The sequence below is a fragment of the Streptomyces vulcanius genome, assembly GCF_042653945.1.
Lineage (GTDB): Bacteria > Actinomycetota > Actinomycetes > Streptomycetales > Streptomycetaceae > Streptomyces > Streptomyces mangrovi.
Window position 1 is genome coordinate 55,492 of record NZ_JBHSFK010000061.1, and the last position, 14,744, is coordinate 70,235.

The 14,744-nt window shown below is 67.9% G+C and carries 18 protein-coding genes and 2 pseudogenes; 17 read left to right on the forward strand and 3 right to left on the reverse strand.

Going from position 1 to position 14,744, the window contains the following annotated elements; translation table 11 throughout:
- Positions 1-2 precede the first annotated feature (2 nt).
- Together ACFPIH_RS51835 and ACFPIH_RS51840 are read left to right on the forward strand one after the other, a co-directional pair.
- Positions 3-416 (forward strand): RacP protein, encoded by a 414-nt coding sequence (locus ACFPIH_RS51835; protein ID WP_381186503.1) that lies wholly within the window; start codon positions 3-5, stop codon positions 414-416.
- Positions 417-520: 104 nt separating this feature from the next.
- Positions 521-1,384, forward strand: coding sequence for an IS5 family transposase (locus tag ACFPIH_RS51840; protein WP_381186501.1), 864 nt, complete (start codon positions 521-523; stop codon positions 1,382-1,384).
- A 10-nt stretch (positions 1,385-1,394) separates the two neighbouring features.
- Here the strand turns inward: ACFPIH_RS51840 and ACFPIH_RS51845 are convergent, their stop codons facing one another.
- Both ACFPIH_RS51845 and ACFPIH_RS51850 read right to left on the reverse strand, forming a co-directional pair.
- Complete coding sequence (locus ACFPIH_RS51845) at positions 1,395-1,895, reverse strand: hypothetical protein (RefSeq protein ID WP_381186498.1); 501 nt, start codon at positions 1,893-1,895, stop codon at positions 1,395-1,397.
- 1,050 nt (positions 1,896-2,945) lie between these two features.
- A pseudogene (locus ACFPIH_RS51850) lies at positions 2,946-3,848 on the reverse strand (transposase); the annotation flags it as partial.
- 199 nt (positions 3,849-4,047) lie between these two features.
- Here ACFPIH_RS51850 and ACFPIH_RS51855 point away from each other — a divergent pair.
- From ACFPIH_RS51855 to ACFPIH_RS51885, 7 genes are all read left to right on the forward strand, one after another.
- Positions 4,048-4,287 carry a hypothetical protein gene (locus ACFPIH_RS51855; protein ID WP_381186496.1) on the forward strand — a complete coding sequence of 80 codons (240 nt, stop codon included), beginning with the start codon at positions 4,048-4,050 and terminating at the stop codon, positions 4,285-4,287.
- Between the two features lie 48 nt (positions 4,288-4,335).
- Positions 4,336-4,776, forward strand: a complete 441-nt coding sequence (locus ACFPIH_RS51860; RefSeq protein ID WP_385879183.1) for a hypothetical protein — start codon at positions 4,336-4,338, stop codon at positions 4,774-4,776.
- A 93-nt stretch (positions 4,777-4,869) separates the two neighbouring features.
- Positions 4,870-5,316, forward strand: a complete 447-nt coding sequence (locus ACFPIH_RS51865) for a hypothetical protein (RefSeq protein ID WP_381186491.1) — start codon at positions 4,870-4,872, stop codon at positions 5,314-5,316.
- Between the two features lie 44 nt (positions 5,317-5,360).
- Entirely contained in the window at positions 5,361-5,930 is a 570-nt protein-coding gene (locus ACFPIH_RS51870; protein WP_381186488.1) for a hypothetical protein, read from the forward strand.
- A gap of 318 nt (positions 5,931-6,248) precedes the next feature.
- Positions 6,249-6,536 (forward strand): hypothetical protein, encoded by a 288-nt coding sequence (locus ACFPIH_RS51875; RefSeq protein WP_381186485.1) that lies wholly within the window; start codon positions 6,249-6,251, stop codon positions 6,534-6,536.
- Between the two features lie 141 nt (positions 6,537-6,677).
- Entirely contained in the window at positions 6,678-6,875 is a 198-nt protein-coding gene (locus ACFPIH_RS51880) for a hypothetical protein (RefSeq protein ID WP_381186482.1), read from the forward strand.
- A 14-nt stretch (positions 6,876-6,889) separates the two neighbouring features.
- The gene (locus tag ACFPIH_RS51885; protein WP_381186480.1) at positions 6,890-7,021 is read left to right on the forward strand and encodes a hypothetical protein; all 132 of its coding nucleotides are present in this window, start codon (positions 6,890-6,892) and stop codon (positions 7,019-7,021) included.
- 33 nt (positions 7,022-7,054) lie between these two features.
- Here ACFPIH_RS51885 and ACFPIH_RS51890 read toward each other — a convergent pair whose 3' ends face one another.
- Positions 7,055-7,804: a transposase family protein gene (locus tag ACFPIH_RS51890; RefSeq protein WP_381186477.1), complete on the reverse strand. Its 750-nt coding sequence runs from the start codon at positions 7,802-7,804 to the stop codon at positions 7,055-7,057.
- Between the two features lie 328 nt (positions 7,805-8,132).
- Between ACFPIH_RS51890 and ACFPIH_RS51895 the strand changes: the two genes are divergently transcribed.
- The 8 genes and pseudogenes from ACFPIH_RS51895 to ACFPIH_RS51930 all read left to right on the forward strand — a co-directional run bounded on the left by ACFPIH_RS51895 (position 8,133) and on the right by ACFPIH_RS51930 (position 14,281).
- Positions 8,133-8,729 carry a hypothetical protein gene (locus ACFPIH_RS51895; protein ID WP_381186474.1) on the forward strand — a complete coding sequence of 199 codons (597 nt, stop codon included), beginning with the start codon at positions 8,133-8,135 and terminating at the stop codon, positions 8,727-8,729.
- An 868-nt stretch (positions 8,730-9,597) separates the two neighbouring features.
- Positions 9,598-10,038: an AAA family ATPase gene (locus ACFPIH_RS51900; protein ID WP_381186471.1), complete on the forward strand. Its 441-nt coding sequence runs from the start codon at positions 9,598-9,600 to the stop codon at positions 10,036-10,038.
- A 71-nt stretch (positions 10,039-10,109) separates the two neighbouring features.
- Positions 10,110-10,355, forward strand: a pseudogene (locus ACFPIH_RS51905) (hypothetical protein); the annotation flags it as partial.
- Positions 10,356-10,446: 91 nt separating this feature from the next.
- Positions 10,447-10,839, forward strand: a complete 393-nt coding sequence (locus tag ACFPIH_RS51910; RefSeq protein WP_381186469.1) for an AAA family ATPase — start codon at positions 10,447-10,449, stop codon at positions 10,837-10,839.
- Entirely contained in the window at positions 10,836-10,973 is a 138-nt protein-coding gene (locus ACFPIH_RS51915; protein WP_381186466.1) for a hypothetical protein, read from the forward strand. The genes ACFPIH_RS51910 and ACFPIH_RS51915 overlap by 4 nt, the downstream gene beginning before the upstream one ends.
- Positions 10,974-11,824: 851 nt before the next feature.
- On the forward strand, positions 11,825-13,612 hold the full coding sequence (locus tag ACFPIH_RS51920) for a hypothetical protein (protein WP_381186463.1): 1,788 nt from the start codon (positions 11,825-11,827) through the stop codon (positions 13,610-13,612).
- 55 nt (positions 13,613-13,667) lie between these two features.
- Positions 13,668-14,009 (forward strand): hypothetical protein, encoded by a 342-nt coding sequence (locus ACFPIH_RS51925; RefSeq protein ID WP_381186460.1) that lies wholly within the window; start codon positions 13,668-13,670, stop codon positions 14,007-14,009.
- On the forward strand, positions 14,006-14,281 hold the full coding sequence (locus ACFPIH_RS51930; RefSeq protein ID WP_381186457.1) for a hypothetical protein: 276 nt from the start codon (positions 14,006-14,008) through the stop codon (positions 14,279-14,281). The genes ACFPIH_RS51925 and ACFPIH_RS51930 overlap by 4 nt, the downstream gene beginning before the upstream one ends.
- Positions 14,282-14,744 lie beyond the last annotated feature (463 nt).

Consider the following 14,744-nt stretch of genomic DNA (forward strand, 5'->3'; position numbering starts at 1 on the left):
CCGTGCGCAAGCGCTCCCCGGCAGCGGAGCGCCACGCCGACCTGGTCCGCACCGCCCTGTTCGAAGTCGCGCCCGCCGGCATGACGCTCACCCGGCTGATGGCCTCGTGCGAGCTGAGCCGCTGGCAGGCCAGACAAGGGCTGGCGATGCTGCGTGACCTGTGCGCCGAACGTAGCTGGCCACCGGTCATCTACAGCCGTGACCTGGGCTATCACTTCTGCGCGAGCGAGGACGAACTGGAGGAATGGGAGCGGGCCTGGCTGAGTGAGAAGCTCACCCAGTTCCGCCGGATGCTCACCGGCACCATCGCCCCGCACCTGGCTCTGTTCCCCAAGAGTGTCTGGGCCGGCTACCTCAGCGACCAGATGAAAGCGATCGAGTCGAACCTCGCGCTGGCCGCCCGGCCGCCGCGCTGACACCTCTCTTCCGGGCCGGGACGCCCACCGCAAGATCAGGAGGCCGGGACCGGCCCGGCGGCCCGGACCACCACTGCGGGCCCCGGGCCGGTCTCGCCCTTGCCATGCGCCAGCGCCGCTACCCCTCCGACACGACGGACGCCGAATGGGCCTTGCTCGAACCCCTTCTCCCGGTTCCCGCGTGTCAGACACCCTCCGGCGGGCATCCGGAGGCCCACCCCCGGCGGGAGATCGTCGACGGCATCCGCTACCTGGTCGACAACGGCATCAAGTGGCGCGCGATGCCGTCTGACTTCCCGCCCTGGCGGACGGTCTACGGCTTCGCGCGGCGCTGGGCCGCAGCTGGCGTCATCGGCGTCATCCGCGACCAGCTCCGCCGTCGGATCCGCCTCGCCGCCGGGAAGACACCCCGAGCCGCATCGGTCGTCGTGGACTCGCAGAGCGTCAAGGCATCCGAGACCGTCGGCAGGGACAGCCGCGGCTGGGACGGCGGCAAACTGATCAACGGAAGGAAAAGACATCTCATCGTGGACAACCGCGGCCTGGTATTGATGGTGATGGTCACCACCGCCGGCGTCCACGACAGCATTCCCGCCAAGGAACTGCTGTTCCGGCTCGCGCTCACCCACCCCGAGATCTCCATCGTCTGGGCCGACTCCGCCTACGGCGGCAAGTTGATCACCTGGGCCAAGAAGTACCTCGACATCACCATCAAGACCGTCCGCCGTCCGCCCGACGCCAAAGGCTTCGTCGTCCTGCCCCGCAGATGGGTGGTCGAGCGGTCCTGGTCGTGGATCATGCGGGCCCGCCGGCACTGCCGCGACCACGAACGCCTCCCCGAGATGAGCGAATCTCTCATCACCTGGGCAGCGATTACCCTGATGACCAGGCGGCTCACCCGGCGCAAGACCAGTCCAGCCGAACGCCGCGACGTTGCCCACAGCTACGTGCTGTCAGAAGCCGCCTGACCTTCCATGATCACTGCGACAGACCTGGCTCGCCCGCCCGGCGGAAGACCTCCCCACACGTGGGGGACGGTGCCGGCGAATGTTCGGCGAGGACGATCAGCGCATGGCGCAGTTCCCTGCCCAGCAGGAAAAGCTGGTGGCTGTACTGCCCGCCCCTGTAGGTATACAGGCGGAAGACGTTGACTGCCTGTTCGTCATGGTCGTCGGCGAAGGTGTCCGGGAGCCCGGCGAGCAGTTCGTAGTCGCGCTTGCCGGTCGCCGCTTCGGCCACGACCCTGAGGGGCAGAGCATCGAATTCCGAGGCGGACACCGAAGTATCGACCGCGACGGCATGGGCGGCCAAGGCAGCGAAGACCTCGATCAGCCGCTCGCCCAGTGCAGTGTCGATGTCCCGGGCTCGCAGGGTCTCGCGGCGTCGGTCCTGCCGCCATGGCTCCTGGTCCACCAGCGGCAGCAGGACACGTCCCAGGTGCACACAACGACGCCACAACATGTCGTGATCCGAGGCCACGTTCGATCCCCTCTACGGCGAGTGGAAGACCTGGGGCCCAGACCGACGACCACCAGGCCCTCCAACTTCCCACTACGCGCAGGGCACTTCCAGAATGTCACTGTGAGGTGAGCCGCTGCCCGTGGAGCCGCCCGAACTTACGAGGGTTCCGTACGTACGGGTGCGCCAGGAAACCTTCGGGTCGCCAGGGTGGTTCTCGCAGTCTGCCGCTGCGGTCGACGACCGTAGCGGTGGCGCGCACAGGGACTGACGCTTGGTCCCTGCCGTGTACCACATCCGCGAGAACTCGTTGTAGTACTCGAGGTCCACCTCGCTGGTGCATGCCACGGGCCCGCCGGAGCACGTTCTGATGCCCCCGGTACCCGTCATCCGGGAGCCGCTGTGGTTGGGCTTCGACGCGTAGAAGGTGCACGTCGTCACCGCCTCAGGGGACGAGTCCTCCGTCGCCACCGTGACCTCAGGCGGTTGCGGATTGGGCGGCGGGGTCGCCAACGCCGTCTGAGTGCTGGTGGCGACCAGCGCCACCCCGACGACGAAAGCACTCACAATGCGCCTTAATCGCACGAACAGTCTCCTTTTTGCCGTTCTACCCAACTATCCACCAGTCGGATGGACTTAGTGACACCAGACCGTAGATGTGGAACACGGGGTACAGCAGTGGCGTACCAGCCAATACCGGCCCCTCCCGCCTCGCCTGCCTGCGATACGTCATCCCGACAAAGACCTCAACAAGTTCAGGAACAGGCACTCACCCCCCAGACACCCGGCCGGACCGCGTGACAGACGCAACCGCGTGCGGCCCGGCCGGGCCCGGCCCACCCGGACGGACCGCTATGGACGCGGCGCGACTCGCTGAGCGGGCGCGCAGGGTTCGATTCCCCGTCCTCCGGGTGGGCCCACTCCACCAGCCCCGTCGTGGGCCGGCGGCCCGCTGTCCCTTCAGCACCTGAAGCCGTCCCCCAGCGCCGGGCCGGAACCACCCGATCAACCCTAAACGGGGGGTGCCCCTGTCTCTTTCGTCAAGGGGCGGGGCGGTTGATTCGTGATTGTTCAGGCGGTTTGGGGGGCGGTGTGGGACTCGAAGAAGGTGCCGTCGCGGAGCATCGCGAAGAGCACGTCGACGCGGCGGCGGGCGAGACACATCAGGGCTTGCTTGTGCCGTTTGCCCTCGGTTTTCTTCCGCTCGTAGTAGGTCCTGCACACCGGGTCGGACAGCGAGGCGAACGCGGCCAGGAAGAACGCCCGTTTGAGGTGTTTGTTGCCTCTGCGGGACGGGCTCTCGCCGCGGATCGAGGACCCGGATCTCCTGGACACCGGGGCCAGGCCCGCGTAGGCGGCGAGGTGTCCGGCGGTGGGGAAAGCGGTGACGTCGCCGACGTCGATGATGATCCTGGCTCCGGTCCTGACGCCTATCCCCGGCATCGACGTCAGGAGCTTCGAAGAGGGTGTGCCTCCAGCAGGGACCCGATAGCGGCCGCGAGTTCCTTGCGCTGGTCGAGCAGCGCGGTGAGGTTCGTCGCGAGTTTGGGGACGATCACCGCGGCGGCCTCGGTCCCGAGGCCGGAAAGGCCCGGACGGCCCACAAGGCGTGCACGACGATTGATCCAAACCGCCAACCCGACGGGCTATTCGCACCGGAGGTGTGATCATGATCCCCGCGATCGACTGGAATGACCCGGCCACAGAGTACGAGTGGCACGTAGTATCCCGGTGCCTCATGTGCCGATTGGCCCTGATCTCTTCAGACCCGTACGAAAACTCTTGCGCTGAGGGCGAGGCCCTCATGTCGGCGATCCGCCGCATCGTCAGCCCGGGGAGGTAGGCGACTTCGCAGCCTGCGTCGCGGGCGACGGCCAGCGGCAGGGCACCGATCGAGGCGGGCTGGTCCACCACGACGAACACGCGGCCGTTCTTCGCCGTGAGCTTGTCGAGCATGGCCCGTATCTTCGGCTCGCAAGGTGAGCCTCGGCCTGGTGCGCAAGGCGGTGCACCGCTGCTGGACGCCCGCCCTGGCCAAGTCTGGGAGAAGAGCCAGTGACCGCCGGCGACCTGAAGAAGAAACTCCCGTGTCATCGACGACGTGCTCGCGCTGGACCAGGTCGTGCCGCACTCCATCTAACCGACATCACGCCCTTCAAGGAGGGACTGACCCATGGCCCGCATGCAGAAGATCACGAAGTACCAGGTCGACCAGTGGAAGGCCACGCTGGAACAGATGCTCGAAGAGGGCAACTTCAGGCAGGACGGTCGGCCGCTGAGCCCTGCCGGCATCGCGGAGCGCAAGGAGGAGATCGCGGAGCTCCGCGGGCTGAACGCCCTTCGCGTGGGCCAGGTCGTCGACCTGGACACCGTGCAGCCCATCTTCGAAGACACTGACAACGCCGGAAGCTAGACCCAGGTCGCCTTCGATCCGAACAACGACGTGCTCTTCGCCTCGGACATGTCTCTGACCGCCGCCCAGGCAGTCGGTTTGTTCCAGGGCATCGGAGAAGCAGACCAGCGCTGCGCCCAGACGCTTGAACGCTCCGACCTCCAAGCCAGCATCCGTGCCGCCCTCGCGAACCGTGAGCACCAGGTCATCGTGTTCCTGGATCCCAACGAGGTGGCCGTCGGATCCACTGGCTACTTCTCGCCCAGTGGCCACAGCGCTACCCGCGGGCCCTACGGCTGGGTCTCCCAGGACGTCAGCTTCATGCCGCGCGACGGCGAGGTCTTCACCTCGCACCACGGGCCGGCCAACGACGAGAAGCTCGTCGAACTGCTCGTCGCGGCGCTCGTCACCGAGTGCAGCACACCGGGGGAGAGCGACCTCCCCGCACGGACTGTGCGGCGACAAAGCCGATCATCAGCCGCACTCGTACATCAGCGGATCGCTGGGTGAGTTCCGGTGCACGGCCGACCAGGAGTCCCGGCTACCGTACGCGGCCGAGATCCAGCAGAAACCACACCCCGACACGAAGGAGCAGGCTCGACCATGAGCATCCTCATCGACACCCTCGTCATGACCGTCCGCGACTCGGTGACGGATGCCGCCGCCACCCGGGGAGACTGGATCCGGGCTATCAACCTTGCCTTCGACCAAGACTCCGCCCCCGCCGAGCCCGAGCGCTCCGACCCAACAGCGCAGCACGACACCAGGTGGCGGGTGAGCTGGGAGATCGACGCTGAAGGAAGCACAGCTCTCGGGGCCGCTCGCCAGGTCTGGGCAGACCAGTTCGGCCGCGACGATGCCACTGACGGGGATGTCTGCGTCTTCACCGTCACCGACGCGCCCCTCCGAGGCGACGTCCCCGTTGAGAGGGTGCGCACCGGCATGGCAGTACGGGCACCGCCGGAATACCGCGGGCCACTGGTGCCCGGAAGCCACTCCACGACTTGGGCCCTGCCTCTACAGGGCCGTGCGGTCGCGCTACCCCTATAGGGCGCGGCACCCGGCCCCCATCCCACAACCCCTCGGAGAGACTCGTGCCTGCCCCGTTTCTCGCCCCCGGCACCACCGGGCACCACCCCGCCGTCCTGCTCCCCGTCCGCGTCAGCGGATTCGACGGCGCGCTCGAAGTCCTGTGCCCGTGCGACGACAGCGTGAAAGTCCGCGACGGCAAGCTGGGCAACCACTTCCCGCCCATGTACCAGGGGCGACCGCCGACCCTCAAAGACCCGTTCCTGCCGGGCAACTCCCTGTGCCGCTACACCGGCCGCACAGTCACCCTGGCCGCCGCCCTGGCCCGCGACGAGGCACCGACACCCGAGGAACGGAAGACCGCTGCCACAGTGAGGATGAACCCCTCCGCATGGCTGGGTCTGCTCGACTGGGTGACCTTCGAGGACGTGAAGGTCGGCGACCATATCGGCTTCACGGAGACGGAGGACAGCGACGGCTACGAGCGCCGCTTCGTCCGGCACGAACGGGAAGGCATCGTGACCCGCAAGGGCGCCACCTTCGTGACCGTCGACTGCGTCCCCGACGCCCTGGGCGACAAGGCCCGACTGAAGAAGAAGGACTGGACGAGCTTCCGCACCCGCCGCAAGTACTGACCACCCTGTCCTCGGCATCGACCCGAGGAGACCAACCCGCGCCGCCTGCTCCTCCCCTGGAGCCGCAGGCGACGCGTGCCAACTGACCGAACCCATTGAGCCCGCTGTCGCGCCGCCCGACTACCGGGTCCCGGCAGCGGCACCAACCGGGCGGCAACCGCCTGGTTATGGAAAGGAGCAGGACATGAAGCAGTCGGCCGACGGACCCTCCGCACCCGCACAGTTCACGCCCTCGCTGCGTGTGGAGCAGTTCGACGAGGTGGTGCAGTACGACGACGCGATGACGGCGAAGCCGCCGCAGCGGACGTACGAAAAGGTATGGCAGGGGCGGTGCGGCCCGGACTCACCGTTGAGGACAGTGAGGACAGCGAGACCGTCCGGCCCGTCAGGCTGCGCGTCCGCTGGTTTCAGAACGGCGACGCTACGTCCCGCTGGAACAGCATTGAGGTAACCGGTCAGATGGTCCTGCCCGACGGGCGCCTGCGTCGGCTTCCCGTCCGGGAGATCTGGACGCACTACCACGCCGAGCTGGGGCAGATCCCCGACTGGTTCCTCCAGTTCGTGAGTGCCAACCCCCCGGCAACGCGGACCACCACGCAGGTCTGACACACAGCGTGACCTGACTCCTGCCGTCCATGTTCGCAAGACACCTGGTCGTTCAAGCCGGGATCGGGATTCGAGTTGCTGCAGGAGCACTCGACTCGCTCGACGTCCTGTCCTGCCCGACCACACCCAAGGAGCACGCAGTTGGCCCCCTACCGCTGTCGGCCGAACGTCATACTCGCCGCGACGGTCGTCACCCTCTCCACCGCTATCGCCCGCCACCTGTGCGCCGACCTCCTCGGCCGACCGGATCCGGCCTGGCACCGCCTGGCCCATCTCGTCACCGAGCAGCTCTTTCCCGGCAGCGCCCACCACACCGTGACCCTGGCCCCCGGGACCTGAAGGACCTGCTGTCCGTGCTGCTGGACATCGCCATCGACTTCTACGACGGCACGCTCTCGCCCGAGGCGTGCGGCTTCACCGAAGCCGACATCCAGGAAGCCATCGACGTTCACCACCACCACTACGGCCCGATCCTGGACTGCTGACGACCCCCGCGACGGGCCAATCAGTGAGCCCTTTCAGCGGTGCCGCTCCAGGGTGAGGATGGCGGCTGCGATTGACGACATTCGGTTCGGGCTGCACCGGGCCTTGCGGAAGATCCGCCAGGACTTCAGTCGTGCGACGCCGCGCTCGACCGGTGCGCGTGCCGCCGACAGCGCGCGGTTGACGGTTTGCTGTGTTGGCGTGAGGTCGCGGCCTGGCGGGCGTCTGCGTGGCGTCGTCACCCATGGGCCGGCACCCATGTAGGCACGGTCGGCGAGGATCGGGACGCCTTGGCGTTCGCAGATCCGGATGATCCGGTGGGTGCGGGCCGCGGTCAGGTCGTGCGCGCGGCCGGGCAGTGCGGGTGAGATCCACAGCAGTCGTCCGGCTGGATCGGTCACCACCTGCACGTTCACACCGTGACGTCGGTGTTTTTGGGAGAAGTCGGCCCGGCTGTCGCCGACCCGGTCGCACTCCGCGAGGGTGCCGTCCAGCAGGACGTAGTCGGGGTCTGCTTCGCGCAGGCTCCGCAGGAGCCCGGGCGCGCGGTCGGCGAGCAGGTCGATGACAGCTGCTGTGTAGGCGTGGGCGGTGCCGACGGAAATGCCGAAGCCGGCCGCGAGTTGGGCGAGGGTGTCGTGCCGACGCAGGTACACCAGGCCGACCAGGGCACGTTGGTGCGGCGGGAGCTTGCAGCGGCGGTCACCCTCACGGGTGACGATGAGCATGGTGACCCACTCGACCAGGGCATGAGGTAGGTCGAGTGCGGCAGGATAGGCAACCAACAGGGCTCCTGCGCTGATGAGTTGAGACGTCGAACACCTCCCTCAACGGCACAGGAGCCTTGTCCGTTGCGGACGGCGACGTCGTCACCCGATCAGTGGCCACTCTGAAAGAGCTCAGTGGTGATCGACCTCAGCGACCAAAACGGGCAGTTCGACGACCCGCTCCGAAGCGTAAGCGTTGGGCCGGCACGGCCGGCCCGGGAGCCAAAGAAACACCCGCCTGCCGGTGGGGCCGTGCTGGAACGACCAGCTCAGCTCCACCGGCAGTTTCGTTGCTGGCCCCAGCCAGATGCCGTACCCAACATGAAGCTCAAGGAGCAGCGCTCTCATGACCGATCACGACTGGGACAACCCCATCACCGGCGAGTTCGTCGGCGCGCAGCTCCCCGAACACCCGAACGGGGAAAACACCGTGTCCAGTACCGCGATTCCTGAGAAGCTCATACGCGCCGTCACCGACGCCTACCTGATAGCCCTCAGGCAGGGGGATCTTCACGCAGCGCTCGGACTCATGACGCAACTGGCCGACACGTACGGTCTGGTAGCCGTCTGCGGCCTCGCCGCCGAGCTCGCCATGGACCTTCACACCCACTGCCCGTCACGCTTCCGTACTGCCTTCGGCGGCGCGAACCTCTCCGCTCTCGCCCCCGCAGCGGACGACGACGCGTTCACCACCCTTGATGTCGCCTCCAAGACCAGCCGCCTCATGGGGCGCGGGCAGGTCACAGCCGCCGACTTGGAGGACACCGAAGTCCAGATGCGCGTCACGGAGACCGTCCGTCCTGCCGTTCAGGCGGCACTCAATGCCGCTGCTGGGCACAGCCGTTCGGCCGCGGCCGCTCAGCTGGGCTCGCTGAGCACGCCCCGCGAGTTGTCTGCGGCCGTGGCCCTGCTCACCAACGGGCTTCGCGCCGTACCGCCGTAGGCGCACGCGTGCGCCCCCGTGTCTGCCGCAGGGGCCGTAGTCGACCGATCCCGTTCGACTGCAAGTCCGGCACCGGACACCCAGGAACGTGCAGCCCCTTCACCGACCGGCCCCACCCGCCACAAGCGGTGCGCGGAAAAGTCCGAGGAAACAGAGGTTGTCGTTGACTGCGACGTGAAACTTCCTGAGGAGCTGCGGCACACCGTTTGGGGAGAAAGTGGGGATTCCGTTATGGCTGTGGCTCGCCGAATTGCTTTGGATATCGTTCCTTACGGAGGCCGCTACTCCACTCACTACATAGGTGAGGTCATCTCGGGCCCGTCTTCAAACAGATCTCGCTAAGAGCCAGAGGGTCCCAGCCGTTCCAGAGCTCTTTGCCGAGCGGACATAGACCGCACTTGTACCCGGTGCAGAGTGATCGTGGGCGAGGCGACATATTGCCAGCTATCGCCTTGTGGCTCACCCTATGGGGAACGAGGGCGGCCGTCTGCGGTAGCCATCTATCCCAAAGTTGGAGATATGTATCAGATCGAAGTAACGGAGCACGGCGAGACGTACCGCCCTCGCAGTTTGCGCGGCTATTCAGACACCGAGCAGGCCGAAGAGGCGAGAAGGAGCTTCCTGCTCGACTCCCCGTGGGCCTCTGCCAAAGTAATAGAGCAAGATCCGTGAGACCGCTACCCAGCCGATAGTCCGCTGTCGCTGCATGGACGTCTGTCACGCTTTCGCGCCGCTCGGTCAGTCCTGAACTACACAGGGCCACGAATCAAGGGGGAACCATGTCCGCCGACCGTCGACGTGAAAACCAGCGATCAGCCGTCGAACACTGCTCGCAAGATGGCTGCGACGCCACTATTCCCGGACGCACATGGGGTTACAGCAGGTCCGGCTGATTCTTCCAGGAGAACGGCAGCCAATACTGCCCCGTGCCAACCACCACCCATCAGCCGCCGCCCGCACGCGGCCGACGTTGCTCGACCAGATCGTCGGACAGGCGCACCTCGTCTTCCCTGGCTCGCCGCTCGAACTGCTCGTGTCCGGCCGCGGCGCGAACTCAGTGCTCCTGTACGGCCCGCCCGGGTGCGGCAAGACCACCATCGCCAGCGTCGTCGCACACCAGACGAGCCGTCGCTTCGTCGAGCTCTCTGCCACCTCGGCGGGCGTCGCCGAGGTGCGCAAGGTGCTTGCCGCGGCCCAGCAGGAGCTCGACGCCGACGGCTCCCGGACGCCCGTTTCATCGACAAGATCCACCGCTTCTCCAAGGCTCAGCAGGACGTGCTCCTGCCTGCCGTGGAGGACGGCGTCATAGCGATAATCGGCGCGACGACCGAGAACTCGAACTTCAGCGTGAACGCTGCGCTGGTGTCGCGTTCGATCCTCATGGTGCTCAAGCCGATCAGCACCGCCGACATCGTGAAGCTCCTCGCCCGCGCGCTCAATGAGGACCCTGACCTCGATGGCCACGTCAGCGCAGAGTCTCAAGTGCTCGAACTGATCGCGAACCTGTCCGCCGGCGGCGTGCACCAGGCGCTCAGCCGCCTTGAGACGGCTGCCGCCACGGCTATGGCTGCCGGCGAGAAGGAGGTCACCGCCCGGACTGTCGAGCTCGTCACCGGCGCAGCGCTCCAGCGCTACGACCGCGACCAGTACCACGACGTCATCTCGGCGTTCATCAAGTTGCTTCGCGGCTCGGATCCCGACGCTGCCCGCCATCGCAGTGGCCGCCGTGCAGGCGGTCCAGCTGGTCGGCATGCCCGAAGCCCGGATCAACCTTGCCCAGGCGACGGTCGCGATCGCCAGGGCTCCCAAGTCGCCGGCCATCGTCCGCGGTATCGACCAGGCGCTCGGAGATGTGCGGCGTGGCCGCACCGGGGAGGTCCCGGTGCATCTGCGCGATGCGCACTACCCGGGAGCCAAGGCCCTCGGCCACGGCCAGGGATATCTGTACCCGCACGACTTCGAGCACGGCGTCGTCACCCAGCAGTACCTGCCTGGCCGAGGGCTCGACACGCAGTACTACGTGCCGACATCTAACGCCTTCGAACAAACCATCAGCCAGCGGCTGAGCGCTATCCGTAGCCTCACTGCGACCCAGGAGAACAGACCATGACCTACACCACTGTTGACCCGCCCCTCGTCACCGAGGGCGACCTCACCGTCCGTTACGACGAGACCCGGTCGCCACTGCCCCGGCACCCCCGGCTGAGGCGCTGCTGTCGGTGGATCCGTTCCGGCGTCGCTTGACGATCTCCGCTCGCGTTGGGTGGAGGGCCTGATGAGCAGCAAGACGACGGCCGCACTCTTCGGGGCGGCCCCACGTCCCCGGCTGGCCCTGGTCGCTGGCCCCAGGTCACGGCCGGCTCGCAGGGCCCGTATAGCGACGCCGCGCGGACCATGGCCGCTCTCGGTTGGTACGCCGCGTTCGTGGACACGGTGCGGCTGGCTGTCGCCGGTGGCCTGAAAGCCGACGCTTCCGGGTTCCGTGCGGTAGACGCGGACGGCCGTACAGGGCGGCGGGTCAAGGGTGAGCGGGTGCGGCTACTCGCCCGCTGCGGATAGCTCGCGCGTTACACCTCGGGCCTGGTCGTGGCGACGGAGGAACGGACAGGAGGCGCTCAGGCTCACCGAGGCTGCCGGGCCGGGCGTGCTGCGCGATGAGGCCGACTTCATGGCGTCGGTTCGCAAGGCTCGCCGCGCCCGCCAGTGGGACAGCCACGCTGGCCAGGACGCGCACGCCTTGCCGGTGCTTCCCGGGGCGGTGAGGAACGCCGCCGCCTCGCCGTCGCCCGCAAGGGCGCGGAGCGGGCGGCCGTCGAGGCGGAGAAGGCATGCAAGCGCATCGAGGCCCTGATGCGGCGGGCCTCCCGGCGGGCGCGGATCCGGGACCGCCGGGAGGCCCGCCGCGAGGCAGCGCAGGAGGCCGAGCGCACCGCCCGCGCCGGTGCTGCCGGCGGGTGTGGCCGCTGGACTGGCGGTGCGGGGAGTGCCGGGAACTGGCAGCGCGGGGCATCGAGGACTTCCCCGCCCTCCCTCCGTCCGACAGCGACAGCAGGGCACAGCAGGACCACAACAATGACACGGAAGGACACACGGACATGGCGGGTAAGCGGCGGATCACGGTGAAGCGGATCACGGGGTTTCTGTGGCACGCGACCACGCGCGGGCAGGTGTACACGATCGTGAAGGAGGACGGCCACGAATGGCCGTGGATCGTGCTGTCCCCCGAACGTGAGCGCATCGCCCACCCGTCCGTGATCAACGACGAGCCGTTTACCGACGACATCCGCGGCATCGTCAGGGCTCACGCCGACGGCAAGCCCGTTCCCGGTCTCCCCGCCGACTCCGAGCGGGCCGCCGATGCCGTCACTACTCCCGAGGAGGCAGCCGGCGAGAGCACCGAGGGTAGCGACGCGGACGAGGCCGCCGAGGTCCCCGCCTCCGGCGACGCCTACAATACGCCGACCCCCGCGCGGGCGGTCGCCCTCGACCTGATCGGCTCCAAGTGGGTGGCCGAGTGCGACCGGCACGGCCCCGTCTCCATGGGGCTGAACAAGTTCGGTGACGCGGTCGCCGACGTCGCCTACGTCTACGACAACGAGCAGGACGCGGCCGACGCCGCCCGCTTCCACCTGGACCGGCACGCCGCACAGGACGCCGACGTGATGACGCCGGAGGACATCGACGCCGCCCAGGCGCTGAACTTCAGCCGGGACCAGTGGCGCGCCCTCGGATGGATGCGTGAAGGCAAGGTGCGCGAGACCGTCGGCGGGTTCACCGCCTTTGACATCTCTCCCGACAAGGCCGACGTTTCCGCGAAGATCAACAAGCGGCGGGTGCCGGGCCTGTGGCGGGCCGGGTTCGTGAAGGTGTTCGCCGTCGCCCCCCGCGTGCGCGAGTTCGGTCTCACCGATGACGGAGAGGCCGCGTTCCGCCTGTGGTCTCAGGCCGTGCGCATCGGCGCCGTGACCGAGCCGGAGAAGGACACCAAGCACACGGCCGTGAAGGACGGGCCTTACCGTTGGCTTTCCGCCGGGGACACCTGGCCCGGTGAGGTCCAGGCCGCGCAGGCCGCCGCCGATGCGGAGGCCAAGGAGGAGGCGGAGGCGGCGGCGCTGCGCAAGGCCGAGGAAGAGCGTGCGGCCCTGAAGGCCGCGACGCCCACTGATGACGAACTCGCCGTGATCGACGCGTTGGGGCGTGAGGGCCTGGACGAGAATGCGGCGGCGGTGCTGTCGGCCGCGTACATCGGGCACGTCATTACCCGGTACCGGACCGGTGCTACCTCGGTCCGCCTCGATGAGGGCTCGAACGACGATGAGCGGCGCGTGTCGCGTACGTACAACGTCAACGGCGTTGAGAAGCCGATCACGCCGGAGGCTACCGACGCCCTGTCGGCGATCCCGGCCAACCTCACCGACGCCACGGCCGACACCTGGCACGCGCTGTGCACGTCGGTGGATGAGCGGTACGGGGTGTACTGGCTCGACCTTCAGGCCGCTATGGACGCAGGCAGGGCCGCGCTCGCCGCCGATGAGGAGCCGGCGGCGGAGGAGTCGCCGGAGCTGCGGGCGTCGTGTGAGTTCGTACAGACCGCCGAGCCGGGCACGGATGCCGAGGTGATCGAGTGGGCCGGGGCGGGTCTGCTGTGGCAGCGCGGTGACGGGTTCGGGCACGCGGGCCGTAGGGTGCCCGCTGCCCGTGTGGCGCCGCTGATCGAGGCGGGGACGCTGTACCGGTCCGCCGACGGACGTGTCTACCCCGTCAAGGACGCGAAGGCCGAGACGGCCGCGCCGGTCATGGTGGGCGGGTGCTGCTCGCGGCCATCGAGTTTTCCCGGGGCGACAGCCGCCCCGCCTGCACCCACAACGGGAGCAGCGGGGTGACGGGGTCGTGGTCGCCGGGTACGTCGTGACGAAGCTGGACGGGTTCGGAACCTGCATGACGGACTTTCACGCCCTGGAAGGCATCGCCCTGTGGGAGGCCCGTAACACCGCGGGCCGGTGTGCGTTCTGCGTGGCCGCTGACCTGGGGTGCAAGACCGGTGATCCTCCCGGCTACTTCGAGGGGCCGCGCACCATGGAGGCCGTCCAGGCCGAGAACGACGAGGCAGCCGAGGAGCAGGCCGAGGCTGCCGACAAGTCCCGCGCGGGCAGGGACGCCGACGAGGTCATAGCGGAGGTGGACGACGAGGCGGCGGCGGTCATCGTCATTCGCCACAGCCGCGCCCAGGGAACCAGCGTTAAAGGTGACACTCACCCGGCGGCGTGCGGGAGATCTTGAAGCGGAAGCGGTACGGGCGCCGGGACGGCTTCCGCTGGTCCAAGACGGTCGGGGCGTGGATCCGGTACCACACGCGCGACCACAAGGCCGACACGTGGAGCATTGACCGGCTGTCCCTCGCCCTGCGCTTGGAACTCGGCCTGAAGGCGTGCCGGGTCATCGACAACGCCACGCGGCGCGAACGCAACGTCGACTCCGAGGCGTTTACGGTCGGCACGACGTCCCGTACGACGGCTCGAACCCCGCTGCTGAACAGCTGGCTTCGGGAGTGAGTCTCGGCCCCCACCTACGGACGAGCGCCGGCCCCACCGGCGTTTCGCGGGAGGCGATTCCAGCGAGTTCTGGCTCCACCCGCCGACCAGGCCAGCTCCCTCCGGAGTGGGACCAATGCTCATTCCCGATCAGCTCCATACGAGCCGCCAGGCGGGGCCAAAACCCGCGCGAAAGTGGAGCCAGTTCTCGGATCTGGCACACATTCGATGAGCGCGATCACGGGTGGTTGGCGGGAGTTGCTGTCAGTGCGTGACCGTCACTGGGCGGCCGTGAGTAGTACGCGTTTTCTGAGCAGAGGGAAGCCGGCGCGGCCGAACATCTGGCGCTTGATCATTTTAAAAGTTACGTGGAATCTGCTGGGGGTGATCATGTCTCCCCGGTGCAACCACGGACTTGGGAGATGGCTTGAGCGGCTCGACGGTGCTCATGGAGAAGTGGCCGGTGCTCGGTCGGCACGAGCAA